The 25,484-nt window shown below is 42.5% G+C and carries 22 protein-coding genes and 1 riboswitch; of the genes, 6 read left to right on the top strand and 16 right to left on the bottom strand.

Going from position 1 to position 25,484, the window contains the following annotated elements; all coding sequences use genetic code 11:
* Positions 1–58: 58 nt before the first annotated feature.
* The 16 genes from thiI to metK all read right to left on the bottom strand — a co-directional run bounded on the left by thiI (position 59) and on the right by metK (position 18,695).
* Complete coding sequence (gene thiI, locus G601_RS0101195) at positions 59–1,261, bottom strand: tRNA uracil 4-sulfurtransferase ThiI (RefSeq protein WP_026491661.1); 1,203 nt, start codon at positions 1,259–1,261, stop codon at positions 59–61.
* Between the two features lie 9 nt (positions 1,262–1,270).
* Entirely contained in the window at positions 1,271–2,479 is a 1,209-nt protein-coding gene (locus G601_RS0101190; RefSeq protein WP_026664212.1) for a cysteine desulfurase family protein, read from the bottom strand.
* A gap of 40 nt (positions 2,480–2,519) precedes the next feature.
* On the bottom strand, positions 2,520–3,269 hold the full coding sequence (locus G601_RS0101185) for a 16S rRNA (uracil(1498)-N(3))-methyltransferase (protein WP_026664211.1): 750 nt from the start codon (positions 3,267–3,269) through the stop codon (positions 2,520–2,522).
* Between the two features lie 54 nt (positions 3,270–3,323).
* Complete coding sequence (locus tag G601_RS0101180) at positions 3,324–4,379, bottom strand: 50S ribosomal protein L11 methyltransferase (protein WP_026664210.1); 1,056 nt, start codon at positions 4,377–4,379, stop codon at positions 3,324–3,326.
* A 63-nt stretch (positions 4,380–4,442) separates the two neighbouring features.
* On the bottom strand, positions 4,443–5,618 hold the full coding sequence (gene dnaJ, locus G601_RS0101175) for a molecular chaperone DnaJ (protein WP_026664209.1): 1,176 nt from the start codon (positions 5,616–5,618) through the stop codon (positions 4,443–4,445).
* Positions 5,619–5,803: 185 nt separating this feature from the next.
* Entirely contained in the window at positions 5,804–7,684 is a 1,881-nt protein-coding gene (gene dnaK, locus G601_RS0101170) for a molecular chaperone DnaK (RefSeq protein WP_026664208.1), read from the bottom strand.
* A 41-nt stretch (positions 7,685–7,725) separates the two neighbouring features.
* On the bottom strand, positions 7,726–8,394 hold the full coding sequence (gene grpE / locus G601_RS0101165; RefSeq protein ID WP_026664207.1) for a nucleotide exchange factor GrpE: 669 nt from the start codon (positions 8,392–8,394) through the stop codon (positions 7,726–7,728).
* 21 nt (positions 8,395–8,415) lie between these two features.
* Positions 8,416–9,447 (bottom strand): heat-inducible transcriptional repressor HrcA, encoded by a 1,032-nt coding sequence (gene hrcA / locus G601_RS0101160; protein ID WP_026664206.1) that lies wholly within the window; start codon positions 9,445–9,447, stop codon positions 8,416–8,418.
* 147 nt (positions 9,448–9,594) lie between these two features.
* A complete protein-coding gene (locus tag G601_RS0101155; protein WP_081673335.1) occupies positions 9,595–10,194 on the bottom strand; it encodes a DUF6465 family protein in 600 nt (199 codons plus the stop codon).
* Between the two features lie 91 nt (positions 10,195–10,285).
* Complete coding sequence (locus tag G601_RS0101150) at positions 10,286–11,482, bottom strand: pyridoxal phosphate-dependent aminotransferase (protein ID WP_026491669.1); 1,197 nt, start codon at positions 11,480–11,482, stop codon at positions 10,286–10,288.
* A 62-nt stretch (positions 11,483–11,544) separates the two neighbouring features.
* Positions 11,545–12,495 (bottom strand): glycosyl transferase GT17 family protein, encoded by a 951-nt coding sequence (locus tag G601_RS0101145; protein ID WP_026664204.1) that lies wholly within the window; start codon positions 12,493–12,495, stop codon positions 11,545–11,547.
* The gene (locus G601_RS0101140) at positions 12,485–13,540 is read right to left on the bottom strand and encodes a glycosyltransferase family 2 protein (protein ID WP_026664203.1); all 1,056 of its coding nucleotides are present in this window, start codon (positions 13,538–13,540) and stop codon (positions 12,485–12,487) included. Before G601_RS0101140 ends, G601_RS0101145 begins: the two co-directional genes overlap by 11 nt.
* Positions 13,537–14,304 (bottom strand): DUF5672 family protein, encoded by a 768-nt coding sequence (locus G601_RS21460; protein WP_242830048.1) that lies wholly within the window; start codon positions 14,302–14,304, stop codon positions 13,537–13,539. Before G601_RS21460 ends, G601_RS0101140 begins: the two co-directional genes overlap by 4 nt.
* Before the next feature lie 73 nt (positions 14,305–14,377).
* Positions 14,378–15,421, bottom strand: a complete 1,044-nt coding sequence (locus G601_RS0101130) for a glycosyl transferase (protein ID WP_035790145.1) — start codon at positions 15,419–15,421, stop codon at positions 14,378–14,380.
* A gap of 55 nt (positions 15,422–15,476) precedes the next feature.
* Entirely contained in the window at positions 15,477–17,366 is a 1,890-nt protein-coding gene (asnB, locus tag G601_RS0101125; protein WP_035790143.1) for an asparagine synthase (glutamine-hydrolyzing), read from the bottom strand.
* A 132-nt stretch (positions 17,367–17,498) separates the two neighbouring features.
* Entirely contained in the window at positions 17,499–18,695 is a 1,197-nt protein-coding gene (metK, locus tag G601_RS0101120; RefSeq protein ID WP_035790141.1) for a methionine adenosyltransferase, read from the bottom strand.
* Positions 18,696–18,866: 171 nt separating this feature from the next.
* A riboswitch (SAM riboswitch) is annotated at positions 18,867–18,960 on the bottom strand.
* A gap of 221 nt (positions 18,961–19,181) precedes the next feature.
* On the opposite strand from metK, the gene G601_RS0101115 reads away from it, so the two are divergent.
* From G601_RS0101115 to G601_RS0101090, 6 genes are all read left to right on the top strand, one after another.
* Positions 19,182–19,583 (top strand): BlaI/MecI/CopY family transcriptional regulator, encoded by a 402-nt coding sequence (locus tag G601_RS0101115; protein ID WP_026664199.1) that lies wholly within the window; start codon positions 19,182–19,184, stop codon positions 19,581–19,583.
* Between the two features lie 28 nt (positions 19,584–19,611).
* The gene (locus G601_RS0101110) at positions 19,612–20,787 is read left to right on the top strand and encodes a M56 family metallopeptidase (protein ID WP_026664198.1); all 1,176 of its coding nucleotides are present in this window, start codon (positions 19,612–19,614) and stop codon (positions 20,785–20,787) included.
* Positions 20,788–21,126: 339 nt separating this feature from the next.
* Complete coding sequence (locus G601_RS0101105) at positions 21,127–22,440, top strand: leucine-rich repeat protein (protein ID WP_026664197.1); 1,314 nt, start codon at positions 21,127–21,129, stop codon at positions 22,438–22,440.
* A 138-nt stretch (positions 22,441–22,578) separates the two neighbouring features.
* Positions 22,579–22,854 (top strand): helix-turn-helix domain-containing protein, encoded by a 276-nt coding sequence (locus G601_RS0101100; protein ID WP_022763376.1) that lies wholly within the window; start codon positions 22,579–22,581, stop codon positions 22,852–22,854.
* Positions 22,841–24,040, top strand: a complete 1,200-nt coding sequence (locus G601_RS21455; protein ID WP_081673333.1) for a type II toxin-antitoxin system HipA family toxin — start codon at positions 22,841–22,843, stop codon at positions 24,038–24,040. The genes G601_RS0101100 and G601_RS21455 overlap by 14 nt, the downstream gene beginning before the upstream one ends.
* Positions 24,041–24,070: 30 nt before the next feature.
* The gene (locus tag G601_RS0101090) at positions 24,071–25,477 is read left to right on the top strand and encodes an MATE family efflux transporter (protein WP_026664196.1); all 1,407 of its coding nucleotides are present in this window, start codon (positions 24,071–24,073) and stop codon (positions 25,475–25,477) included.
* Positions 25,478–25,484: the final 7 nt, after the last annotated feature.

Genomic DNA, 25,484 nt, shown 5'->3' with positions numbered 1-25,484 from the left:
CTTAAAATCCAGGCCTTCCCCCTGGGGGGGAAGGTGGCACGAAGTGCCGGATGAGGGGTTATGCTTCAAGCGTAATTATCTCATCTGTCTCAAGAGCAGTCTTCACCAGCTCATCTATCTTCTCATCGAGACGGTGCTCGTGTGATCTGATAACTTCAAGGCGAGGCTTTGTTACAGGGTGCTTGGCCACAAAGATTGTGCAGCAGTCCTCGTAAGGAAGAATTGAGGTCTCATAGGCATCAATTTTCAGAGAGATGTCCACAATATCCTGCTTATCAAACGCTATAAGAGGTCTGTAAACCGGCATATCCGTTACCACTTCATTGGTTGCCATAAGACTCTCCATGGTCTGTGAAGCAACCTGTCCGATACTCTCACCGGTGATAAGGCCCATGCACTTATTCTCAGCAGCGATCATGTCTGCAATTCTCATCATATATCTGCGCATGATGATAGTAAGCTCATCGTGAGGACACTGCTTGTAGATGTACATCTGAATATCTGTAAAGTTGATGACATGAAGTCTGATCTTACCTGTATACTTAGCGATAACCTTGGCAAGATCTACAACCTTCTGCTTAGCTCTCTCACTTGTGTATGGCGGAGCATTAAAATAAACTGCCTCTATTTCAGCACCGCGCTTAGCGATCATGTATCCCGCAACAGGTGAGTCAATACCACCTGACAAAAGAAGACATGCCTTACCGCTTGTACCGATCGGCATTCCTCCGGGACCGGGAATAATCTCAGAATAAATATTAACCTTCTCACGGATCTCTACGCTTACAAGAATCTGGGGATCTCTCACATCAACCTTCATCTCAGGGAACGCATCGAGAACCTGCGCTCCGATCTCAGCAGCAGCCTCCATGGAATCAAGAGGATAAGTCTTATCAACACGTCTGCACTTGATCTTGAAGGTTTTGTTCTTGTCCGGATAAACTCCGTCCAGGAATTTGATTACCTCCTGTGACAGGCCGTTAATATCGGGAAGCTTACCGTCGCCATCTCTTTCTATGCATACAGCAGGGCAGATACCGGTGATACCGAATACAGTCTGAAGTGCTGCTACGGTCTCATCAAAATCAAAGCCCTTGGCATTTAAGTATATTCTTCCTGAAACACGGAAAATACTAAATTCGCCCTCGCACTTTGCGAGCACACGCTCCATCTGTCTTACCAGTGCCTCTTCAAAAAGGTATCTGTTCTTACCCTTAATTCCTATCTCTGCATATTTAATAATAAATGCATGGTATTGCATAACTTCTCCTTATCTTCTTGAAAATTGTCTAAGCATAGGAACAATTTCCTTAAACACTTTTACTGTCTCATCTATCTCTTCTGCAGTAGTGAACTCAGACATACTGATTCTCACCGTACTGTCATATAATTCCTTGGGAATACTTATCGCCTTAAGTGTCGTTGACACCGACGGATGGTTTGAGGAGCAGGCACTTCCCGCTGATACATATATCTCCTTATCCTCCAGCGCATGAAGCAGAACCTCTGCTCTTACCCCCTTAACCGACACGCTTACGATATGCGGTGCTGTCTTACTGATAACCTCTGTAAGTTCCTCATCTGTAAGATCGCTTATCTTTCTATCGGAGGTATCTATTCCGTTTATTCTGATATCAGGAAGCTCAGTTGTAAGTCCCTTTATCAGTCTGAACTTCAGACTATAGAGCATCTTACGCTTTTCACCAAGGGTGCTGTATATCTCTTCAGCAGCTCTTCCAAGCCCTGCAATTCCCGGAATATTCAGGGTGCCTGATCTAAGGCCTCCCTGCTGTCCACCGCCATAGGTGATGGGCACGATTCTTACTCCGTCCTTTATATATAAAAATCCGATTCCCTTGGGGGCATGGATCTTATGTCCGCTCACAGACAGCATATCTATTCCCATCTGCTTGGGAATAAGCTGCTCTTTTCCGTAGCCCTGAACTGCATCAACATGAAAAATGATCCTGGGATTAGCAGCGTGGATGATCTTCCCTGCTTCCTCAAGAGGCTGAACTGCACCAATCTCATTATTAACAGCCATGATTGAAACGAGAATAGTATCTTCTCTTATGGCACTCTTAAGCTCTTCAAGATCTATAAGCCCTTCCTCGGATACCTTAAGATATGTCACCTCAAAGCCCTGATCCTCAAGATACTTCATGGAATTAAGTATAGCCGGATGCTCAATGCAGGTAGTGATAAGATGCTTACCCTCTCTGTGATGAGCCATGGCGCCGCCAATAACCGCAATGTTATCAGACTCTGTTCCGCCTGATGTAAAAAGTATCTCCTTCGGCTTAGCCTTCAATGTTTTTGCAATCTGCTCTGATGCTTTTTTCAGGTAATTCTCAGCAACAACTCCCTTGTGATGCATACTGGAGGCATTACCATAATCCTCCATCATTGTCTTCATGCAAAGCTCTGATACATCATCATATATCCTGGTTGTCGCAGAGTTATCTAAGTATATTTCCATATTTCCCCATTCCGTTACTGCCGATAGGCAGTAGTAATGTTTATGCTTCCAAATGATACATGAGCCATGCCAGCATGGTAAAGCCGGCTGTCTCAGTTCTAAGTATTCTCTTTCCCATGGTTATTGAATTAAAGCCTGCTTCCATAGCAAAGCTCACTTCTTCATCAGCAAAGCCTCCCTCAGGTCCGATAAATACAGCAATGCTCTGTCCCGGTTTTACAGCTTCAATCAGCTCGCGGGTTTTTGTCATACCCTCAGCCTGCTCATAGGGAAGAAGCTTAACATCCATATCAGAGCAGTAATTAATCGCTTCCTTGAAGCTCATGGGCGTCCCTATTTCAGGAACGAATGCTCTTTTACTCTGCTTTGCTGCTGCCTCAGCTATAGCCTGCCAGCGCTTTATCTTATTCGCAGCCCTTCTTTCATCAAGCTTAACCACCGATCTTTTCATGGAAACCGGTATAACCTGATAAACTCCAAGCTCAACTGCCTTCTGAATAATAAGCTCCATCTTGTCAGCCTTGGGAAGCCCCTGAAAAAGATATATCTTTGCAGGAAGCTCCACGCCTGACTCCTTCACAAAACGAAGCTCACCGACAAGCTCTGTATCCGTAACAGACTCAATTCCAAAGCGGTATTCCTTGTCTTCCTCTTCTCTGAAACTGACAGAAAACTCCTCTCCGGGCTTCATTCTAAGGACATTAACCATGTGGTTATAATCAGAGTCTGTAATTACTATTCTTTTTCCATCATCAATAAGCTGACTACTCTCAGCGAAAAAATGATACATAAAACCTCATCTGCCCCTTGGGCACATTCTCCTATTGAGAAGACTTAGTTTAAATTACTTTCTTGAAATAACTGATACCCACTCGCCCTGCTTGCAGATTTCTATAACATTAAGTCCGGCATCCTCATGTGCCTTGCGGATCACTTCCTCTTTAGCTTCAATAATTCCTGAAGTGATATAAATACCCCCATCCTTAAGGAGTCCCGGAACAATAGGTGTGAGTGGTACAAGAACATAGGGAAGGATATTCGCTACTACGATGTCATAGCCTGTTCCAACCTGCTCTTTAACCTTATCATCATCAATGATATTACCGATTATCAGATCAAAATCCTCTACAGCAACATCATTTGCCTTCTTATTATCAGCGACTGCAGGCTCTGCACAGGGATCCAGATCAGTACCCACTGTATGTCCAGCGCCAAACTTCATCGCAAGTATAGACAATACCCCACTTCCGGTTCCTACGTCAAGTACTCTGGCTCCGGGAGTCATATATTTCCTAAGTGCGCGTATGCAAAGCTGGGTTGTCTCATGCATACCTGTTCCGAAAGCTGTACCCGGATCAATATGAAGGGTGATATTCGCCTTCTTTTTATCCTCTTCGTCAGGAGTCTCCCAGGAAGGGATCACCAGAACATCATCCACAAAGAACTTGTGGAAGTACTGCTTCCAGTTATTTATCCAGTCGATATCCTCTGTTACATCTACGGATATTGTACCGTCCCCTATATTTGAAAAAGTACTGAGCTCATCAAGTACTTCCCTGATAGCAGCCTTCATCTCATCAGGAGTCTTCTTTACTTCTATTTCTTCGCCGTTCTCATCATACTCATGAACCGTGAGGACATTATTGTCATCAACCTCAACGAAAAAGTTCAGATATGCTACTCCATCCTCTCCGGGAGCAGTGACTGCACAGCTGTCTACTCCTGTCTCTTCATCATCTGCATCCTGAAGGTCATCAGTAAACATCTGCTCCTTATCGGCAGCTGTAAGAGGCGCATTGTCCTCAATCTGTGCACCCTCAAGACCTATATCCATCATGCTGCTTACAATAATATCCTCAGATTCCTCATTGGTTCTGATTCGAAAACGCATCCATTTCATAATAAGACTCCTTTACATACGAACAGCGGGGAGAAATTTTTCTCCCCGCTCCATATTCATATATTATTTTTTCTTTCCGAAAAAACCGCCCTTTTTCTTGCCATCGTCATTTCCGTCCTTATTGCCGGAAATAGCATCAGCAGCGTGCAGGCTGTCTCCTGTCTTTTCATCAAACTGTTTAAGAAGCTCCTTGGCTTCCTTGGACAATTTATCAGGAACCTGAACAACAAGTGTTACATAGTGATCTCCGCGAATGTCCTTATTTCTAAGTGTAGGAACACCCTTTCCGCGAAGTCTTACTCTTGTGTCAGTCTGTGTACCGGCCTTAACATCGTAGAGCACCTTACCGTCTACTGTATCAATGGCAACAGTTCCACCAAGTGCAGCTATTGCATATGACATCGGAACAGTTGAGAAGATGTCGTAATCCTGTCTCTGGAAAATAGGATGATCTGCAACGATAACCTCAACAAGAAGATCTCCTCTGGGGCCACCGTTTCTTCCGGGCTCACCCTTTTCACGGATACGCACACTCTGTCCGTTATCAATACCTGCAGGAATAGATACCTGGATTCTCTTAGTGCTTGCTACGTAACCTGTTCCGCCACAGTCAGAGCACTTATCCTTGATAACCTTACCGCTACCATTACAATCAGGACATGTCTGAACGTTTCTTACGGTTCCAAAGAAGGACTGCTGTGTAAATACAACCTGTCCCTTACCACCGCACTTAGGACACATCTGAGCTGTTGTACCGGGCTTTGCACCGGTTCCCTTACAGGTCGGGCAGGGATCCTTAAGCTTGAGCTCAAGCTCCTTCTCACAACCAAAAACAGCTTCTTCAAAGGTGATTCTCACGCTGGCACGGATATTAGCTCCCTTTGCAGGGCCGCTTCTTGCACCCTGGCTTCTTCTGCCACCACCGAAGAAATCTCCGAATATGTCACCAAATATATCACCAAAGTCAGCACCGCCGAAATCAAATCCGCCATATCCGCCGGCTCCGCCTTCGAATGCAGCATGTCCGAACTGATCGTACTGACGTCTCTTCTCAGGATCACTTAATACCGCATAAGCCTCAGATGCTTCCTTGAACTTATCAGCAGCTGCAGCATCACCGGGGTTCATATCCGGATGATACTTCTTAGCAAGTACACGGTATGCTTTTTTTATCTCATCATCACTTGCGCCCTTGCTAACACCAAGGACCTCGTAATAATCGCGCTTCTGATCTGCCATTAATATCTCCTATATCTACTACTAAATGCCCAATACATCCTACATTATGTATTGGGCTTTAGCAATATTTTAAATATTAAACTTTTATAAAGATGGAAGCTTATACTTCACAAGGAAGTTCTGCTCTCGCTTCGCTCGCCAGAACAGTGTAGTACACTAAGCTCGAAAAAAAACTCGCTAAGTGATTACACTTCTCTGTAATCTCCATCAACTACATCGTCAGAATTACCTGCATTTGAGCTCTGAGCTGCGCCGCCCATACCAGACATGTCAGGACCTGCACCCTGAGCACCTGCTGCGCCCTGAGCCTGCTCGTAAACCTTTGCAAACAGAGCCTGAGCATCAGTCATAAGTTTCTCCTTCTGGCTCTTGATTGTGTCGATCTCGCTGTCTGTAAGCTCACGATCCTTAGTCTGCTCAAGAGTATCCTTGAGAGTCTTAAGGTCATCCTCTACAGTCTGCTTCTGAGAAGCATCGATCTTATCGCCAACTTCCTGAATAGCCTTCTCTGTCTGGAATACGAAGGAATCAGCTTCGTTTCTAGTATCGATGCCTTCCTTACGCTTCTTATCCTGAGCTTCGTACTCAGCAGCTTCCTTTACAGCCTTATCGATTTCCTCATCAGACATGTTAGAACCAGCTGTGATTGTGATGTGCTGCTCTTTACCTGTTCCAAGATCCTTAGCTGATACATTAACAATACCGTTTGCATCGATATCGAATGTAACCTCGATCTGCGGAACGCCTCTCATTGCCGGCGGGATTCCATCAAGACGGAACTGACCAAGTGACTTGTTGTCCTTAGCAAACTGTCTCTCACCCTGAAGAACGTTGATATCAACTGCTGTCTGGTTATCAGCTGCTGTTGAGAATACCTGGCTCTTCTTTGTAGGAATAGTTGTGTTACGCTCGATAAGTCTTGTAGCAACACCACCCATTGTCTCGATTGAAAGAGAAAGAGGTGTTACGTCAAGAAGAAGGATATCACCTGCACCTGCATCGCCTGCAAGCTTACCACCCTGGATACCAGCACCAACTGCTACGCACTCATCAGGGTTGAGGTTCTTGGAAGGCTCCTGACCTGTAAGCTGCTTAACCTTCTCAACTACGCAGGGAACACGAGTTGAACCACCAACAAGGAGAACCTTGCCGAGGTCTGAATAGTTAAGACCTGCATCCTTCATAGCGTTCTGTACAGGAATAGCACTTCTCTCTACGAGATCGTGGATAAGCTCTTCGAACTTAGCTCTTGTGAGGTCCATATCAAAGTGCTTGGGTCCCTCAGCTGTAGCTGTGATGAAAGGAAGGTTGATGTTGGTTGTTGTTGAAGAAGAGAGCTCCTTCTTCGCCTTCTCAGCTGCTTCCTTAAGTCTCTGCATAGCCATCTTATCGCCTGAAAGGTCTACGCCTTCCTTAGCCTTGAACTCAGATACCATCCAGTCGATGATCTTCTGGTCGAAGTCATCACCACCAAGGTGTGTGTCACCGTTTGTTGAAAGAACTTCGATAACGCCATCACCTATATCAATGATAGATACATCAAAAGTACCACCACCAAGGTCATAAACCATGATCTTCTGCTCTTTTTCGTTATCAAGACCGTATGCAAGAGCTGCTGCTGTGGGCTCGTTGATGATACGCTTTACATCAAGACCTGCAATCTTACCAGCATCCTTAGTAGCCTGACGCTGAGCATCATTGAAGTATGCGGGTACTGTGATTACTGCCTCTGTTACTTTTTCGCCGAGATACTGTTCTGCGTCTGCCTTCAGCTTCTGAAGAATCATAGCTGAGATCTGCTGAGGTGAATACTTCTTGCCATCGATTGTACGGCCGTTATCTGTACCCATATCTCTCTTGATTGAAGAGATTGTGTTCTCAGCATTTGTTACTGCCTGACGCTTAGCGGGCTCACCTACAAGACGCTCGCCATTCTTTGTGAAAGCTACGATAGAAGGTGTTGTTCTTGCACCCTCTGCATTAGCTATAACTGTGGGCTGACCACCCTCCATAACAGCTACGCAGCTGTTAGTTGTTCCTAAGTCGATACCTATGATCTTACTCATTTTTTATTCCTCCATATATAAATCTAAATGATTGAATTGTTTTATCTAGCAACGGCAACCATGCTGTGTCTAAGCACTGTGTCGCGGTACATATAACCCTTCTGAAGCTCCTGTGCTACGAATCCTTCCTCGACATCTTCGCTCTCAACCTGCATTACAGCGTTGTGGAAATTAGGATCAAATTCCTTTCCTACAGCTTCGATGGGAGTAACACCAAGATCCTCCATCTGCTTCATGAGCTGCTTGTATATCATGTTCATTCCATCTGCAAAAGCGGAATTCTTCTCTTCTTCAGGGACTGCAGCAAGTCCTCTTTCGAAGTTATCAACAACAGGAAGAATCTTTTCAAGTACATTTGATGCTCCCTGATCGAACATCTGAGATTTTTCTTTATCGGTTCTCTTACGGAAGTTCTCAAACTCCGCAACCTGACGCAGATATTTGTCCTGCATCTCCTCAAACTTCTCTTTGAAGGGATTCTTCTTTTCTTTTTTACCGAAAAGACCTTTCTTCTCGCCTTCGCCGTTCTCAGCGCCTTCAGCACCTGCTTCTGCGCTCTCAGCAGCGGCAGCCTCTTCCTCAGCGGCCTCGGCAACCTTGTTTGCAGCATCTGCAACCTGTTTTGCCTTCTCAGCTACTTCCTGCTGAAGCTCCTTTGATGTCTTCTTTCCGGACTCTTTATTAACGTCCTTCTTTACTTCCTTACTCAATTTAAATACTCCTTACTGGTTCTACTCTTTTTTATATAAATCATCCAGCGCTCTCATCATATTCTTAAGCGCCCCGACAACTTTGTCATAATCCATTCGCTTGGGTCCGATAATACCTACCGTTCCTCGCATTCCTTCACCCAGGTCATAGGTTGCAGTCACGACGCTGCAGTCCTTCATGGACTGAACCGGTGACTCATTACCGATGTAAACCTGAATTCCTGTCTCCTCTGATGAAGACTGAAGAGCATTCTCTACGATACTTGTAAGATCGCTCTTATCCTCAAAGGTAGTAATAAGATCACTTGCTCTATCCTTATCAGCAAGCTCGGGATATCTGAAGATGTTATTGGCGCCGCTGGTGTAAATCTGAAGATCCTCATCCTCTGTAATTGCTTCACCGGCTGTATCCAGTATCCTGTCGATTATCTCGCTGTGTATTCCCGCCTCCTGCTTCATGGCGGTTATAAGTCCCAGGTTGATATCCTCAACCGAAAGACCTGCAAGTCTGGTATTGAGCAGGATGTTGAGCTTAAGCATATCTGCTTCGGAAAGCTCCTGCTCCACCTCTATCATGCGATTCTTGATCACATTACCTTCTATAACAATAGTGGTAAGGAGATGTTCCGCATCCACTCTTGAAAGCTGAACGAATTTAAGCTTGTTCCTGCGGATCACGGGTGCTGAGATCATTGAAGCGTAGTTGGTATCGACCGCCAGGGTCTTGGCAACCTGCTTAAGGAGCTTATCAAGCTTCTCTTCCTTATCAAGAAGCATCTCCTTCATATTCTCAACTTCCTGTTCCTTCTCAGCCAGCATCTCGTCTACATAAACTCGATATCCCTGGTCTGAAGGAATTCGTCCCGCGGAAGTGTGGGGCTGTAATATAAGTCCCATCTCCTCAAGATCTGCCATCTCATTTCTGATAGTGGCAGAACTGAGATTCAAATCCGTATATTTTGAAATAGTTCTGCTGCCGACAGGCTCGCCTGTCTCGAGGTAATTGCGAACAATTGCATGCAGTATTTTCTTTTTCCTGTCATCCAGTTGCATCAGATTACCTCCTTTTTGTTTTGTGTTAGCACTCATTAAGGTTGAGTGCTAACATCTTCTGAGAATAAATTACCACTATAAATTCCTAATGTCAATACAAAGAAAAAACCCCGAGGAATAATCCTCGGGGATAATATGCTCACACAATTATAAGTTGAATTCAGCGTGAACTTCGCCGTTAACAACAAAATATACTTTTCCGTCCTCAGGCTTAACATAAAGCTCAAGAGTCTTGATCTCGGAAACTTTTCTACCCATGTCATACTGCCAAACGTTCTTAGCATTCTCAACGAAGGTGTCATAAGTAACACTCTTGTCTGCGAACTGAAGAACGATATTTGTCTTTGTTGCAGCAGCCTTTGTAGTTGTAGCCTTCTTAGCAGGTGCCTTTTTAGCTGCAGGTTTCTTTGCTTCGGGCTCAGCCTCAGCCTTCTTGGTCTCAGTCTTCTTTGCAGCAGCCTTAGTAGCTGTAGCCTTCTTAACAGGTGCCTTTTTAGCTGCAGGCTTCTTAGCTGCGGGCTTCTCTTCCTTCTTCTCAGCAGCCTTTACAGGTGTTGCCTTCTTAACAGTAGTCTTCTTTGCTGCTGTCTTCTTAGCTGCAGGTTTCTTTGCTGCCTTAGCCTCTTCCTTCTTAGCCTCAGCTGCATCTACAGTCTTTGCTTCTTCTTTCTTTTCTGCAGCAATTACCGGTTTCTTGATAGTCGCAATCGGCTTTAAAGCTGCTTCTCTCAACTTGTCGTCAGCCATATCTCCCTCTCTTTCACGTAAGGAACGCATGCTTTGCGTTTTTGCAAATTTATCATTACGTTTTTGAGTTTAGTACAAATTCGAAAAAAAGTCAACATTTATGCGCATTTAGACCAATTTCGATTCTGTCAAACGCCATTTTAAGCACTTCCATGGATGATGCAAAGGAAATTCTCAAGAAACCAGGCGCAAAATAAGCACTTCCGGGCATCGCTGCAACGTGGTGTTTTTCCAAAAGATACTCACAAAGCTCCGTATCCTTTTCGATAACTCCATAGCCCTCGTATTCTTTACCGAGAAAATTTCTTATATCAAAGAACGCATAAAAAGCGCCCTGGATCTCGTGACTCACAACGCCAGGTATCTTTGAAAGTCTCTCCTGAACGTAATTCCTTCTTTTTTCAAACTCTGCTGTCATATATGCCACGCAGTCCTGAGGGCCGTTTAAAGCCTCAACAGCCGCATATTGGGATATACTCGGCGGAGTTGTGGTAGTCTGACTCTGAACCTTGATGGAATTGGCTATCACATCGCGTCTTCCGCATACGTATCCAAGTCGCCAGCCAGTCATGGAATAGGTCTTTGAAAAACCGTTAACCACGATTGTTCTGTCCTTCATCCCTTCTATAGAAGAAATACTGAAGTGACGACTTCCTTCAAATATTATTTTTTCATAGATTTCATCGGAAATAACAAAGATATCTTTGCGGACTGCGATCTCCGCAAGCCCCCTGAGCTCCTCCTCACCATAAACCTTACCGGTGGGATTGTCGGGAGTACATATAATGACGGCCTTGGTGTGCTCGTTACAAGCATCCTCAATAGCCTTAAGATCAAGTGAAAAATCATCGTTTCTGCCTACCATTACAGGAGTACCGCCTGCAAGGCTGACCATATCGGGATAGCTGACGTAGCACGGTGTCGGGATAATTACCTCATCACCCTCACCGGCAACAGCACAAAGCGCAGCAAACAACGCCTGCTTCGCACCAACCATGACAGCAACCTCATCCATTCCGTAGGTGACGCCGTTGTCCCTGCGGAGCTTCTCTATAATCGCCTCTCTTAAAGGCGCAATTCCATTTCCAGTCGTATACTTCGTAAAATCATCCCTGATAGCCTTTATCCCGGCCTCCTTGATATGCTCGGGTGTTGGGAAATCAGGTTCTCCCACATTAAGTGAAACGATGTCCTCGCCCTTACGCTTCATCTCCTCCACCTTGGCAAAAAGCGCGGTGGTCGGCGAAACCCTGAGGCTCGACATCCTTTTGGATAAATTTGTGCTCATAATACCACTCCTCCGGTTAACTCCTCGTAGCCTGATGGCAGCTATGCTCTGCCTCTGCTACCTTACTTCAGCATCCTCCTCAGCTTATGATAAGCTTTTCTGCAAAATCTCCCCACTGTGATATCAAACCTGTGATACAGCCTTGAAAAAGCTGTAATCTCAGGCATAACCAGGAAGTCATATTCCCCAATATGCTCCCTTAAGTACGCAGGGTATGTGTCATCTATCTGAACTCTTTCGAATTTTGCATCTCTTCCAAATATATCCTGACCAAGCACCAGTCTGTCCATGGTCTCTGCAAGTATTTCTCTGTCGTTGTACTCCTGATGAGCCGCAGCCTTGACCTTAACGCCAATTCTCTTGGCGGGATTCGTCTCGTGATATCCTCCCATGTAGCCAAAATGCCAGCCGCCATCCGCAACTCTCACTGATCTCTCATCAGTAGGTGGTACAAGATCTCTTAATCTGACTATTCCTTCTCCCGGAATATTATCTATAGAAGTTATCTTTGTGCCGAGCCACTTTCTGTCCGGTACCGCAATCTCAGGAAAATCTCCTGTTATCGACAAAAGCTTTCCCGACTTTTCCTCCATATTAAAAAAGCCATAGAAGTTTCTCTGTGCCAGGTGATAAACCCTGCTCTTATCGAAGTTCTTTATAATATCTTCCAAAACCTTAGGATTGGGAATCTCATCCACATCTCCCAAAAGGATTATGTCATCCTCTGTCGCTCCGACTCTCTTTAAGCCCTCCTCCAGATAGTTTTTCTGGAAATAGTCTCTCTCGTGAGTCAGCGCTTCCTTGGGTGTGTCCGTTACAACCACGTATTCTATGCGGTCAAGGTAATCCTTGTAGAGCTCCTTGTTTTTCTCAAAGCAGAGCTCCTTCTCCTCTCCCGAAAAGGTCATGGTTGCTTCCTCGATTATGAATTTATCAACATACGGGCTGAGAATATTCAGTCTAAGCTTTAATATATCAACCTCATTAAAAAACGGAATACAATCATATACCATTTTTTCTGATCCTCGCTTTAATATAGGACTTTAACTTATGCTTAAGACCTGAGCGAAAAAGCCTCATGTCTGCACCCTGCTCCACCTGAAGCCCGTGTACGAAAACATCCTCCTCAGGCGCCCAGTCAGGCAGCTCCAGCAGCGCGTATTTCTTATAAAAATCCGTCACCATCATTTTATTGATCTTTCCTTTTATATCTTTGGCAGGAAGATTTGAATAAATAAGCTTCTTCATTCCAATGGTACAGGTAAGAGCCTTTCTCTGCGTTATGATCTCATCATACTTATCGCCGCACCATTTATGGGCAAACTCATCAAAGGCTTCCCAGGCCCTTGCCTGATTATCAAGAAACTCCTCGTGGTAGCTTCCTGTAAGTCCTTCCTCATTTATCCTGTAAAGATACAGTATGCGGTCAAGATATGCAATACCCTTTGCCTTATCAATTATGGCTGCAGTCTGCAAAAGATCCTCTCCGTGATTTAAGCGCCTTCCATCAGATAGGCAGGTCTCAAGGGCAAGCTCCCTTTTTATACACTTATTCCACATTGCATTAAGGGAATCCCCACTGCACATCAGCCTGTGGAAATCCTGCCTGTTGTCAGGCCCGTAGATCATATCCTCTGAAAAAGGGAAATTAAACATCCTTCTGTCAGGCGTATGAAGCTCGGCTGCATTGTAAAGGATAACATCAATATCATCATCTTTGGATGAATACTTTTCTATTGCAGCCTGAATTTCACTAATAAGCTCAGGCACCACCTTATCATCAGCATCCATGAAAACAATCCACTCTCCGGAGGAAAGCCTCACGCCCTCCTGCCTTGCTTCGTAAGCAGATACCTTCCCCATGTGAACACTTTTCACACAGTCATTTACTGCTGCGTATTCATCACATATGGCAGCACTGCCATCCCCGGATCCGTTCTCCACAAGGATAACCTCCATCTCAGTATCGCCAGGAAGCCTTTGCGAAGCCACTGAGCCTACCGCTTCTCTTATGTAGTTTTCAGCATTATGAACAGGAATTATTACTGAAAATTTCATGTAACCTTGTGCTCCCTCTTCCATTTCTCGGATCTTCGCCAGAAAAGCAGCGGTCTGACAGCACGTTTAAATCTCTTCTTGGGGCTGTAGAATCTTGGATAGTTCTCATTTTCTCCCCACCATTTATGGAAGATAAATGGCTCTATGCCCTTATTTTCAGGAAGCGGATGCTCCCTTCCAAACTTCACTGCCACATCCAGGGGAGCCCACTTAAGACCGTGCTCCTCCATCTCATTTTTGCAGTAGCAGCAAAGGAAAATATCTTCATTATAAAAACCGTCGTAAACCTTCTCCCAGGGCAGATTATGCTCCACGGGATAGGAAAGAAGCCTCTTGGATCTTATAGATACGCTGTTACCCACGCGGCATATCTCACCGTTTTTGTCACGGTAGGCATAATCATTCTTAGGAAGAGGCCAGGGCGAACCTATATAGTCATACTTCAAAAACTCATCCGACCAGTTTTCCGGATGAATGACAAAACCATCCGCATGAACTATCAGCACAAAATCGGTCTTGATGTGCCTTCCCAGCTCGTAGACCATTTTGTAGTTGAATTTATCTATGTTATCAAGCTTTGTTGTAAAGCTGAATCTGATGTCCTTTGGAAGGTAAAACGGCTTTTTGTCCGTAATAAGAACAGCATCGCCGAACTCTATGTCCCGCATGCTGTACTTCATGGCCTGCACCGTCTCATATACATCAACGCTTGTCATCGCTGCGATAGTAACATTTGGAAGTCGCAGCTTTTTTCCTTCACTCACAATAAAACCTCATCTGGCACAAAGCGCCACCTCATTTATAAAAAGGCTTAAATCATTCTATCTTTTAATTACATTATTTCCCAAAGGTCTTAATAAGACCTGTTCTTCTTCCAAGAGATCTCACAATCTTCCAGAAGAAAAATCTTCCGTACAGAAGTCTTCTCTTTATATTCTGGAAAAAGACAGTAACCTCTCCCGGTCTCACATTCCTCTTAGCATAAAGCGCAGAATTCTTTTTGTACTGCTCCAGTTCTGCTCTGCACTCGTCAGCTGTAAAAAGTCTTCCCTTCTTGTCCTGATAGGTAAGGAAGCTGTATATATTCTGCTCAGAGGACCAGAAGCCATCAGAGATATTGTGTCTTGCCCAGTACTTAGGTGCAATCGCATACTTAAGCTCCGTGCTGGACATAACAGGCATCATCGCAAAGGAGGAATTTGACAAAATAAGGTACCTTGCATTTTTAATGGTGACGTAATCCTTACCCATATCAAAATGATGACACTCATACTCAGGAAGTACCTTTTTCGCTGCCTCCTCATCCTCTGTAACTATCATGAACCTCATATCGGGGTTCACCTTTTTCATATTCTCAATTGCGTTAAGCCAGTACTTCCTGTCCAGGAAAAGCTCCGGGCAGCTTGTGTATTCTCCGCCACGCATATTGATTATGCAAAGATCGTCCGATGTATACTCATAGGACTCAGCCTCTTCTTTTACATGGAGCCAGTCCTTAATCTTATGTCTGTACTTCTCAAAATAGGACTGATCCTGGAGATTCCCGTAGATCAGTGTATTATCCTCAACATCAAAGAGCCTCGGGTCCGCACCTGATATGTAGCATCCATTTGTCATATCGTGAACGGAATTACCCATGTAAAGTCTGTCATCCTGCTCTGTAAAAATCGTGAACTTTTCCATGTCCTCCCTTGGAATTTCCTCCCCAAGGTCGATATCCATAAAGTACATTCCCTTATTTGAGTGGAAGACATTGCCCACCTGTCCCGGATTAACGAATCCGAAGGGCACTCCCTTTTCCTCGGCAAGACATCTTGTAACTATATAGAAAAACAGCTGGTTTCCCAGGCCGTATCCTTTTATAAATTCTGTTCCTATCATATTTATATCCTTCTTACAGATATCCCCTCATCCGTCAGCCCCCAAGGAGAAGGCTTTACTTCTTTATAAACTCTTCTTCATACCACTGCTGGAACATCAGTATATACCATATCTGAATACGGTAAATTCCGCGCTCGGTGAAGTCTGTCCAAATTTTCTCAACAACATCAGGATCAAGAATACCCTGCTGCCTGATCTTTTCCTTATTAAGAAGTCCCTCTGCCCAGTCGCGAAGCTCGCTCTCCTTAAGCCACTTCTCAATCGGAATTGAGAAGCCCTTCTTGGGGCGTTCCATCATCTCCCTTGGAACATAGCGGTAAAGCACATCTCTAAGAACCTGCTTACCAACATTTCCGTCACGGAGGTATTCTACAGGAAGTGTCCATGCGAATTCAACCACATCCTTATCCAGCATGGGGACACGGGTCTCAAGAGAAACCGCCATGGCAGTCCTGTCCACCTTCACCAGAATGTCATCGGGATGGTAAACCAGCATATCCATAAGCATGGTCTCATGGTTCACTTCATTAAGAAAACCGTTTTGAAGCTCAGTATATTTATAGGGAAGATTTCCCTTTTTAAGCGCGATCATCTTGGTAAGAGGATCTGTCTCATGCTCCATTCTGTGGAGATCAACCGGTCCCTCAGCTCCAAGGAGCGTACCTTTTATCCTGTAAATTTCCTTCTTAGAAAGGGGAGAGCCAAGCACCATGGCACTTGCAGCCTTCCTGATGGGATACGGAATGCCATGCATTTTACCCCAGATTCTGCTGATGGACTCATAGGACGTATATCCGCAGAACAGCTCATCTCCGCCGTCTCCGCTAAGTGATACCGTCACGTGATCCCTTGTCATCTTACTTACAAGATAGGTAGGAATCTGTGATGAGTCAGCAAAAGGCTCAGCAAACATCTTCGAAAGCTTTGGAATCACAGCCTTCGCATCCTTTTCAGTGATATACAGCTCCGTATGCTCTGTTCCAAGGTGCTTTGCAATCTCAGCTGCATAAACAGCCTCGTTGTAGGCCTTATCCTCCATACCTATAGTGAAGGTTCTAACCTTACCTGGCTGTAAGTCCTGCATCAGTGCAACAATCGTACTTGAATCAATACCTGCTGATAAAAATGCTCCAACCGGAACATCTGCAACCATCTGCCCTTTTATGGACTCCTTAAGAAGTCTCTCGAGCTCCATGGAAGCTTCCTGCCTTGTGCCCTTAAAGGGATTGTCCTGCCCTCTCTTTGCAGTCTCCTTCATTGACCAGTAGACCGTCTCTGTGGTTTTCAGAGTATTAATATCTATTGTTAAAAGAGTACCTGCCTCGAGCTTATTTATTCCTTTATATATAGTGTAGGGTGCGGGAATATATCCTTCCGTAAAATATATATCCAGCACATCTGTATTTATCTCATTATCGAATCCGTCTACAACACGAATGCATCCAAGATCTGAAGCAAACCCCAGAGCTCCTGCCACATTTCCGTAATAAAGCGGCTTTTCACCTACTCTGTCCCTTGCAAGAGTAACTGTTCCTTCCTTAGTATCATAGACAGCTATTCCAAACATTCCCTTGCACATGGAGAGAGCTTCTTTTGCTCCGTAATACTCTATAGCTTCAAGAAGAACCTCCGTATCAGAGCTTCCCCTGAAATCAGAATCAGTAGCAAAACCATCCGCTATCAACTTCTGCTTTACATCCTTATTATTGTAAATCTCTCCGTTATAAACCATCACCATTCTTCCGGAGTGGCTCGTCATGGGCTGTGCGCCATTTTTTGAAAGGTCCACAATAGAAAGGCGCCTGTGTCCAAGCGCTACTTCCTTATTATCACTAATATATACGCCGTTATCATCCGGGCCTCTGTGCACCATGCGGTCATTCATCCTCTGAATGTTCGCCTTCGCATCACCACGGAATTTGATTAGTCCTGCTATTCCACACATATGTATTTTCCCTGTTTTCAAGTTTATGTTCTAAATATAAACATAGTACCACATTATATGTAATAAGAAAAAGAGCGCCGTACCTATATTAGTACAGCGCCCTTCAATAATCACATTTTTATATAAGACTTATCAAGCCTTTACGATTTTCTTAAGCTCCTCAGCCTTATCTGTCTTCTCCCAAGGAAGATCAAGGTCGTTACGTCCGAAGTGTCCGTAAGCAGCTGTCTGCTTGTAGATAGGACGACGAAGGTCGAGCATCTTGATGATTCCAGCAGGACGAAGGTCAAATAACTCACGAACTGCAGCTACAAGAGCCTCGTTTGAAACCTTACCTGTTCCAAATGTATCTACAAGAACAGATGTAGGCTGAGCAACACCGATAGCGTATGAGAGCTGAACCTCACACTTATCAGCAAGACCTGCTGCTACGATGTTCTTTGCAACGTAACGAGCTGCGTAAGCACCTGAACGGTCAACCTTTGTGCAATCCTTACCTGAGAAAGCACCGCCGCCGTGACGAGCAGCTCCGCCGTAAGTATCAACAATGATCTTACGTCCTGTAAGACCTGCATCACCCTGAGGTCCTCCGATTACGAAACGGCCTGTAGGATTGATATAAATCTTTGTATTGTCATCAACCATAGAAGCGTCAACTACTGCATCGATAACGTACTTTCTGATATCAGCGTGGATCTGCTCCTGAGTAACCTTCTCATCATGCTGAGTTGAAACAACAATAGCCTCAAGTCTGATGGGCTTGCCGTTCTCATCATACTCAACAGAAACCTGGCTCTTACCATCTGCTCTAAGATAAGGAAGAGTTCCGTTCTTACGAACCTCTGTAAGTTTCTTTGTGAGCTTGTGAGCAAGTGAGATAGCGTAAGGCATAAGCTCCTCTGTCTCGTTTGTAGCATAACCGAACATCATACCCTGATCGCCGGCACCGATTGCCTCGATCTCCTCATCAGTCATCTTGTTCTCTCTGGCCTCGATAGCCTTATCAACACCCATAGCGATGTCAGCTGACTGCTGATCAAGAGCTACCATAACTGCACATGTGTTACCATCAAAGCCCTTCTCTGAGCTGTCATAGCCGATCTCTACGATAGTGTCTCTTGCAATCTTGGCATAATCAACAACTGCCTTAGTTGTGATCTCACCTGTGATAAGTGCAAAACCTGTGCAAGCTGTTGTCTCACAAGCAACACGGCTCATGGGATCCTGTGCAAGGCAGGCATCAAGAATAGCATCAGAGATGTTATCACAAATTTTATCGGGATGTCCCTCAGTAACTGACTCAGAAGTAAAAATAAACTTTTCTGCCATTATAAATTTCCTTTCTGCGCTCTTTGCGCTCAAACAAAAACAATGAACTTTTTGCTTAATAAGCAAAAATAAATCCGCTTAGCGACGCCAAGCGGACCTGATATCAGATAATCAAATCCTCTTATTGCTCGCAGATCCTATCGGCAAATATGTTGCAAACCGATTTTTGATCACTTACTCACTACGCTCAGGTTGGCACCTTCCGGATGTCCGGGGTTGCCGTGGCTTCTCAGATCCTATGTATCTCCACCACTCTGAATAAGAGAAATGTCACAATATGGAATTGTCATATCTTTTAGATACACTACTATATAAATTTAAATCTTGCAAGATGTTTTAAGAAAAATTAATAAATCACTATTTTATGTAGAAAAAATAATTCTATTATTATAAAATGATAATACATGACCGGTTCATACATTACTTTCTATATAAACATAACAGAAAGCAACAAAACAAATTATCGATTAAAGATTGGAGGTAAGAGTGAAAAGTAAAGATTTAAATCCACGTGAAAAAGAAATCATGGAACTCCTATGGAAAAGTTCTGAAGCTATGACAAGCACAGATATGCTTGAAAAGCTAGATCCCGAAAAATGGAACAAGCTCACAGTTTTCAGAACTATTAATAGCCTTATTAAAAAAGAATTCATAGTTGTAAACGGCTTTGAGCAGTACAACACACAGTACGCCCGGAAGTTCACATATGCCCTGTCCAAAGAAGAATACCTGGCTAAGCGCATGAAAGAGGATGGAATGGGGATCAAATCCTTAAGCAGTATTGCTCTTGCTTTCATGGGGAATGAACTTCCAAAGGGTAAAAAAGAGCGCAAAGAATTAATTGACGACCTTCAGAATATTATTGATAAATTAAATTCTGAGAAATAGTGTCGTTCAAGAAGGGTATAAAAGAGTTATGTCAATAATGGATGTGTTTGCCAATTATTTTATGGGGATTTTGGCGAGTAGTTTTTGCATTCTTATAATTTATTATCTTAGGAAAAAGTTTTTCAAATTTGGGGTATTAGGTCTTAAGGGCTTGGTTTTTATCTATTGCTTGTGTATTCTACGAGCACTGATTCCATTGGAGCTTCCTTTCGCAGTTCCGGTAAAATGTCAGATATTAATGCCAATTAATGACATTCTTTTCTTCATGCCCATATTTTATAAAAATATAAAGATTTTTGGTTGGCAAATTGTAAGCTGTCTATACTTAACAATATTTTTCCTGCTTATTATTCGCCTACTTATTTACTATAAAAACGCATCAAAAGCTATAAAGCGGACACATGCAGTTGTTGGTAAACAAGCTAATATACTATTAGATAAAATCGTTCACGAAGATAGACGTATATCTTCTGTAAAACTACTAACTTCATCAGATATAAGTAGTCCTCTCAGTATTGGATTGCTGAATCCTGCAATAATTTTACCTGCTAATTACAAAAGTTTGTACTCAGATCGTGAACTTTATCACATTTTAAAACATGAATATACTCATATAAAAAAGCATGATTCACTAAAAAATCTTCTACTAAATATTGCTTCCTGCTTCATTTTTTGGAATCCTTGCATGCTATTATTAAAAAAAGATTTTGTCCAATCTATAGAGCTCCGTTGTGACAATGAGGTTATTTCAGGTATGTCTTCTAGCGAAAGGAAAGATTATCTATCCACTATGCTGACAGTATTAGAGTGTAAAGCCCCAACCACCAATAGCACCTCATCATATGAAATCGCTTTAAACTTTGTATCAAATGAATCCATATATATAAAAGAAAGATTCAAAATAATACAAGAGCATTCAGAAGCACTGAACAAAAAAGCAAATCTTATGATTCCAATCATGCTGTTTGTCGTTGTGCTTTGTTCTTACACATTTATTCTTCAGCCCAAGTATGCTCCACCAATAGAAGACATCATCGAAGATTCCGATTGTTTTGAAGTAGATATGCAATCCGACTACATCATAGTTTCAGAAGACGGATCTGCTACTATGTATCTAAAAGATGGAACACAATTATCTGCTACAACTGAAGATATCGAGTTTTTTAATAAATATAATGGAAAGGTCATATATGAAAAAAATTAAAAAAATTTTTTGCTTTTTGCATTATTACTTGTTGTTCTAAGTCAAAGCCAACCTGTAATATTAAATTCACTTTGCCCTAATATAATAGCTATGGATTCGATAAAAAGAGCCAAAGACATAGTTATTAAAACCAGAAATTATTACGGAAAAAGGCAACACCGAAGATGGGACAACCAAAAACATAGGTGGATAGACCCACATTGGATTGATGACTGAGTGTAAAAAATGCAAGAATACAGATATCAAAATATGATATCTGTATTGACATTATACAACCTAGTATCTATTATATGTGTATGAATCATTTTGGTTCTACAAAATAATAGGAGAAGAAAAGATATGAAAAAAAAGGGGTTTTGTTTCACACTATTTGCTGCATTTTCTATTGCAGCCGCATTTAATATGCATTCCATTACAGCTTCTGCTGAAAGGTTATATCCATCCGGAGATGATATTTCCTATAAACAGCTTAAGGTCGGCGACGTTTTTTATGATGATTATGAAGATAGCGAACCTTTAATCTACAAAGTTGTAAAAACTGCAACAAAGAAAAGTCAGGATATTGAAGTCGAAATCGCAGGCATTAATCCAAAATTTGATTGGGCAGCCCATAACCGCAACGAATTTGACAAAAATAACATCAGCATCTGCGTAGATACTGAAGATTTGGATTTTAAGGTTATTGGTATCGGGGATAATGCCTTTAAGGATAATAAAGCATTATACAGATTCTCATTTGGACATGCCCCCATCAAATATGTTGGAAAAAGTGCATTTGAGGGCTGCTCTAATCTTCATGGTTTTTATGCAGAAGATGCTCTTACCACAATCAATGAGCGTGCTTTTTATAACTGTGAGCATTTAAGTGAGCTTCACTTTGATAATGACACATTAAAAAGTGTCGGAGCAGACGCATTAAGTAATACAAATCCTATAATCAGGATAACTACCTATAATATGAGCACCAAGCATGCTTCAAAAATCAGAAAGCTTTTCAAAAAAGCCGGTGCCCAGAAAATTTATTTCAAAATGTATGAACCCAAAAAAGAAAGCAAGAAAACAAAGATTCCTAATGAATCTGACGTCATGATAAAGCTTCCTAAGGGATCAACCTTTACATCTGATGAATTCACTTATAGAGTTATCAAACCCGCAACTAAGAAACATCGCGGCGAAGTTGAAATAACAGGCTTTAGTCCTTTAGCTACGCCAAGTAATCTTAAGCAGGTGGATCCCGGATCTTCCCTCGATGATATTGGTTATGAACGTTACGACATCGTAGGTATTGCCGATAATGCATTTAAAGATAATCAGACTATTACATATGTAATGTTTGCTGATTGTAATATCAGATATATCGGAAAGAGTGCATTTGAAGGCTGCACACAGATTAAAGACGTTACATTTGCACGAACCAAGGAACTCACCAAAATAAAGTCAAAGGCTTTCTATGGCTGCGCATCCTTAAAAGAGATTTCTATAGAAGCAGGTAAGCTAAGCAAGATAGGCAAGGAAGCATTTGGAAACACACCTCAGAAAGCAAAAGTTACTGTCCGTAACATGAGCTCTAAACAGTTTTCAAAGATCAAACAGCTCATAAAAAAAGCAGGATTGTCAAAACCTAGATTCAAAGAAAAAACATATCCAAACTAATAAACTCGTTATTTGAAATTTATATACTCGGAGCTGCCAATTGGTTGACAATTGGCAGCTTTTTTTTGCTATTATGATAGCATTTTATTGAATAATATGAGCCAAAATGCTATTATTATAGCAATAGGAGAATTGAACATGGATTATTTATGGGACACCCCTTCTGACGTTGCAAAAAGATTAGCAACAAAAATAAGAGATATCAGAAAAAGAAAAAAGATAACTCAAAAAGAATTAGCAGGACGTAGTAATGTTAGCTATGCTACGCTCCGAAAATTTGAAAAGACCGGGCAAATATCTTTGGAATCATTTATAAAACTAACCATGGAACTTGGCGTTGTTAATGAACTCAATGAACTATTTACCGAACCTGTTTACAACAGTATTGAGGAAGTTATAAATGCGAACAAATAAGACACTCGACGTATATTATCACGGACAGCATGTGGGAACACTTGCAGAGACTCCCGACAAGAGAATCGCCTTTCAATATAGTAGCGAGTGGCAAAGAAATGGCTTTGCCATTAGCCCCTTTTCATTACCTCTACGGAATGATGTCTTTGTACCTAACGAAAGGGCTATGGATCGTTTTAGTGGTTTGTTCGGCGTTTTTGCTGACAGCCTGCCGGATAGCTGGGGTGAGCTGTTATTAGACCGACATCTTGAGGCACTTGGAATAAAGCGTGGAGAAATATCAACTCTTGAACGTTTAGCATATGTAGGCCAAAGCGGAATGGGCGCTCTTGAATATTTACCATCTAAGGAATCCGACTTTGATTTGAAAAATATTGGCCTTGACTATGATATGATTGCGAAAGAATGCGCAAATATCCTATCATCAAAGTATACTGAGCAATTGGATATACTCTATAAAATGGGTGGATCAAGTGGTGGAACACGTCCCAAAATACTTCTTTCCGAAGATAACCGGGAATGGATTGTAAAATTCCCATCCAAAACCGATCCCGAGGTTAGTGGAAAACGCGAATATGACTATTCTCTATGCGCTAAAAGCTGCGGTATTTCCATGACTGAAGCAGAACTTATTCCATCTTCTGTCTGTGACGGTTACTTTAAAACTGAACGATTTGACAGAAAAAGAGGAGAAAAAATTTTTACCATAACCTTCGCAGCACTTTTAGAAGCAGATTTTCGCTCTCCCTCATGTGATTATGAGGCTTTTTTCAAATTAGTAAGAGTACTTACAAAAGATGCCTCTTATGACATAGAACAGTTGTATAAAATAATGTGTTTCAACGTCCTGGCTCATAACAGAGATGATCATACTAAGAATTTTTCATTTCTTTATACAGATATGAATGGTTGGAAACTGGCCCCGGCATACGATCTCACTTATAGCGATACCTACTGGGGCGAACATACAACTTCTGTGAATGGTAAAGGAAAAAACATATCCGACAACGACTTAATCACACTCGGAATTGGTGCAGGATTATCTGAAAAAATGTGTAACCAGCATCTGACTGATATAAGAAACAAAGTAAAAGCATTAGAAAAATATTTTGATAATCTGCAAACAGGCAATAATTCCCACGTACCATTTAGCAAACGATTATCTGATATTACAAAACCAACATAAAACAATATATAGAAAATCAGGAAAACAAAAATGACACATAAAACCACAACAAGAAACATGACAAGCGGCTCTATATTAAAGCAGATAATTGCATTCTCACTGCCGCTTATGTTCGGAAATATTTTTCAGATGTTATATAACACCGTGGATTCAATCGTGGTGGGCAATTTCGTAGGAAAAGAAGCCCTTGCAGCAGTGGGCTCCACCACCATGATTGTAAATATGCTGGTGTTCTTTTTTAATGGCTTCTCAATCGGTGCAGGAGTTCTGATCTCCAGATATTTTGGAGGAAAAGATTTAAAAGGTCTCCATCTTGCTATCGAAACCACCATTGCAACTACACTTATCTTCTGCGTTCTCTTTACAATAATTGGAAGTATCGGCGTTACACCTATGCTTAAATTTATGGCCACTCCTGAAGATGTTATGCCGGATGCTACTACATACCTCAGAATATATTTTCTTGGTTTTTCCGGTCTTCTAATCTACAACATGGGAAGCGGAATACTGCGAGCTGTGGGCGATACCACCAGACCTCTTATGTTCCTCATTCTGACAAGTCTTATGAACATCGTTCTTGACCTTGTCTTCGTAATCGGTCTCCACGCAGGAATTGCAGGTGTTGCCTATGCAACCATCATTTCCCAGTTTATTTCAGCCATTCTCACGCTGATGCTTCTTACAAGGACAAACGATATCTACAAGCTTGTCTGGAAGGATCTGACACTTGATAAAACTATTCTTAAAGGCATCTTCATGGTTGGCCTCCCTGCAGGAATACAGTCAGTCATCACTGCTTTTTCAAATGTATTCGTGCAATCCTACATAAATCACTTCGGTTCAAGCTGTATGGCAGGTTGGAGCAGCTACAACAAGCTCGATACCTTCATAATGCTGCCCATGTCCAGCTTTGCTATGGCTGCCACAACGTTTGTCAGTCAGAACATCGGCGCAGGAAAAGAAAAACGAGCAGAAAAAGGAACCAGAACAGCTATACTTCTGTCAACCTTTGTTACCTTTGTTATTGCCCTCATGCTTTACATATTTGCAAGACCTGCCATAAGACTCTTTTCATCAGACGAGTCGGTTATCGAATTCGGAGCACTTTTCATTCAGACAAACGTGTTCTTCCTTATTGCAAACTGCGTAAACCACACTCTCGCTGCTGCCCTTCGCGGACGCGGTGATTCCAGAGGTCCCATGGTCATTATGATTGCAACCTTCGTTGTGGTAAGACAGATATATCTCTTCGTACTAACTCATTTCATAGTAAATGACCCGAAGTGGGTAGGATTTGGTTATCCCGTGGGTTGGATGTGCTGCTGCGTAGTAGAGCTCATCTACTACAACATTAAGTGGAAGGGCAAAGCTCAAATAGTAAAGAATCCTGATATCATCAATTACGCATCCGATGAAAAAGAGCACAAAAAGGCATGATTATCAG

The organism is Butyrivibrio sp. FC2001 (genome assembly GCF_000424125.1).
GTDB lineage: Bacteria > Bacillota > Clostridia > Lachnospirales > Lachnospiraceae > Butyrivibrio.
This window is presented reverse-complemented; position numbering and strand designations above follow the sequence as displayed.

Coding starts and splice junctions, on each gene's coding strand:
- G601_RS0101090 (WP_026664196.1), top strand. CDS start 24,071: ATGACACATAAAACCACAACAAGAAACATGACAAGCGGCTCTATATTA.
- G601_RS0101100 (WP_022763376.1), top strand. CDS start 22,579: ATGGATTATTTATGGGACACCCCTTCTGACGTTGCAAAAAGATTAGCA.
- G601_RS0101130 (WP_035790145.1), bottom strand. CDS start 15,421: ATGATAGGAACAGAATTTATAAAAGGATACGGCCTGGGAAACCAGCTG.
- G601_RS0101110 (WP_026664198.1), top strand. CDS start 19,612: ATGTCAATAATGGATGTGTTTGCCAATTATTTTATGGGGATTTTGGCG.
- G601_RS21455 (WP_081673333.1), top strand. CDS start 22,841: ATGCGAACAAATAAGACACTCGACGTATATTATCACGGACAGCATGTG.
- G601_RS0101155 (WP_081673335.1), bottom strand. CDS start 10,194: ATGGCTGACGACAAGTTGAGAGAAGCAGCTTTAAAGCCGATTGCGACT.
- dnaK (WP_026664208.1), bottom strand. CDS start 7,684: ATGAGTAAGATCATAGGTATCGACTTAGGAACAACTAACAGCTGCGTA.
- asnB (WP_035790143.1), bottom strand. CDS start 17,366: ATGTGTGGAATAGCAGGACTAATCAAATTCCGTGGTGATGCGAAGGCG.
- G601_RS0101190 (WP_026664212.1), bottom strand. CDS start 2,479: ATGGAAATATACTTAGATAACTCTGCGACAACCAGGATATATGATGAT.
- G601_RS0101150 (WP_026491669.1), bottom strand. CDS start 11,482: ATGAGCACAAATTTATCCAAAAGGATGTCGAGCCTCAGGGTTTCGCCG.
- G601_RS0101180 (WP_026664210.1), bottom strand. CDS start 4,379: ATGAAATGGATGCGTTTTCGAATCAGAACCAATGAGGAATCTGAGGAT.
- thiI (WP_026491661.1), bottom strand. CDS start 1,261: ATGCAATACCATGCATTTATTATTAAATATGCAGAGATAGGAATTAAG.
- hrcA (WP_026664206.1), bottom strand. CDS start 9,447: ATGCAACTGGATGACAGGAAAAAGAAAATACTGCATGCAATTGTTCGC.
- metK (WP_035790141.1), bottom strand. CDS start 18,695: ATGGCAGAAAAGTTTATTTTTACTTCTGAGTCAGTTACTGAGGGACAT.
- G601_RS0101105 (WP_026664197.1), top strand. CDS start 21,127: ATGAAAAAAAAGGGGTTTTGTTTCACACTATTTGCTGCATTTTCTATT.
- G601_RS0101185 (WP_026664211.1), bottom strand. CDS start 3,269: ATGTATCATTTTTTCGCTGAGAGTAGTCAGCTTATTGATGATGGAAAA.
- G601_RS0101145 (WP_026664204.1), bottom strand. CDS start 12,495: ATGGTATATGATTGTATTCCGTTTTTTAATGAGGTTGATATATTAAAG.
- G601_RS0101140 (WP_026664203.1), bottom strand. CDS start 13,540: ATGAAATTTTCAGTAATAATTCCTGTTCATAATGCTGAAAACTACATA.
- dnaJ (WP_026664209.1), bottom strand. CDS start 5,618: ATGGCAGATCAGAAGCGCGATTATTACGAGGTCCTTGGTGTTAGCAAG.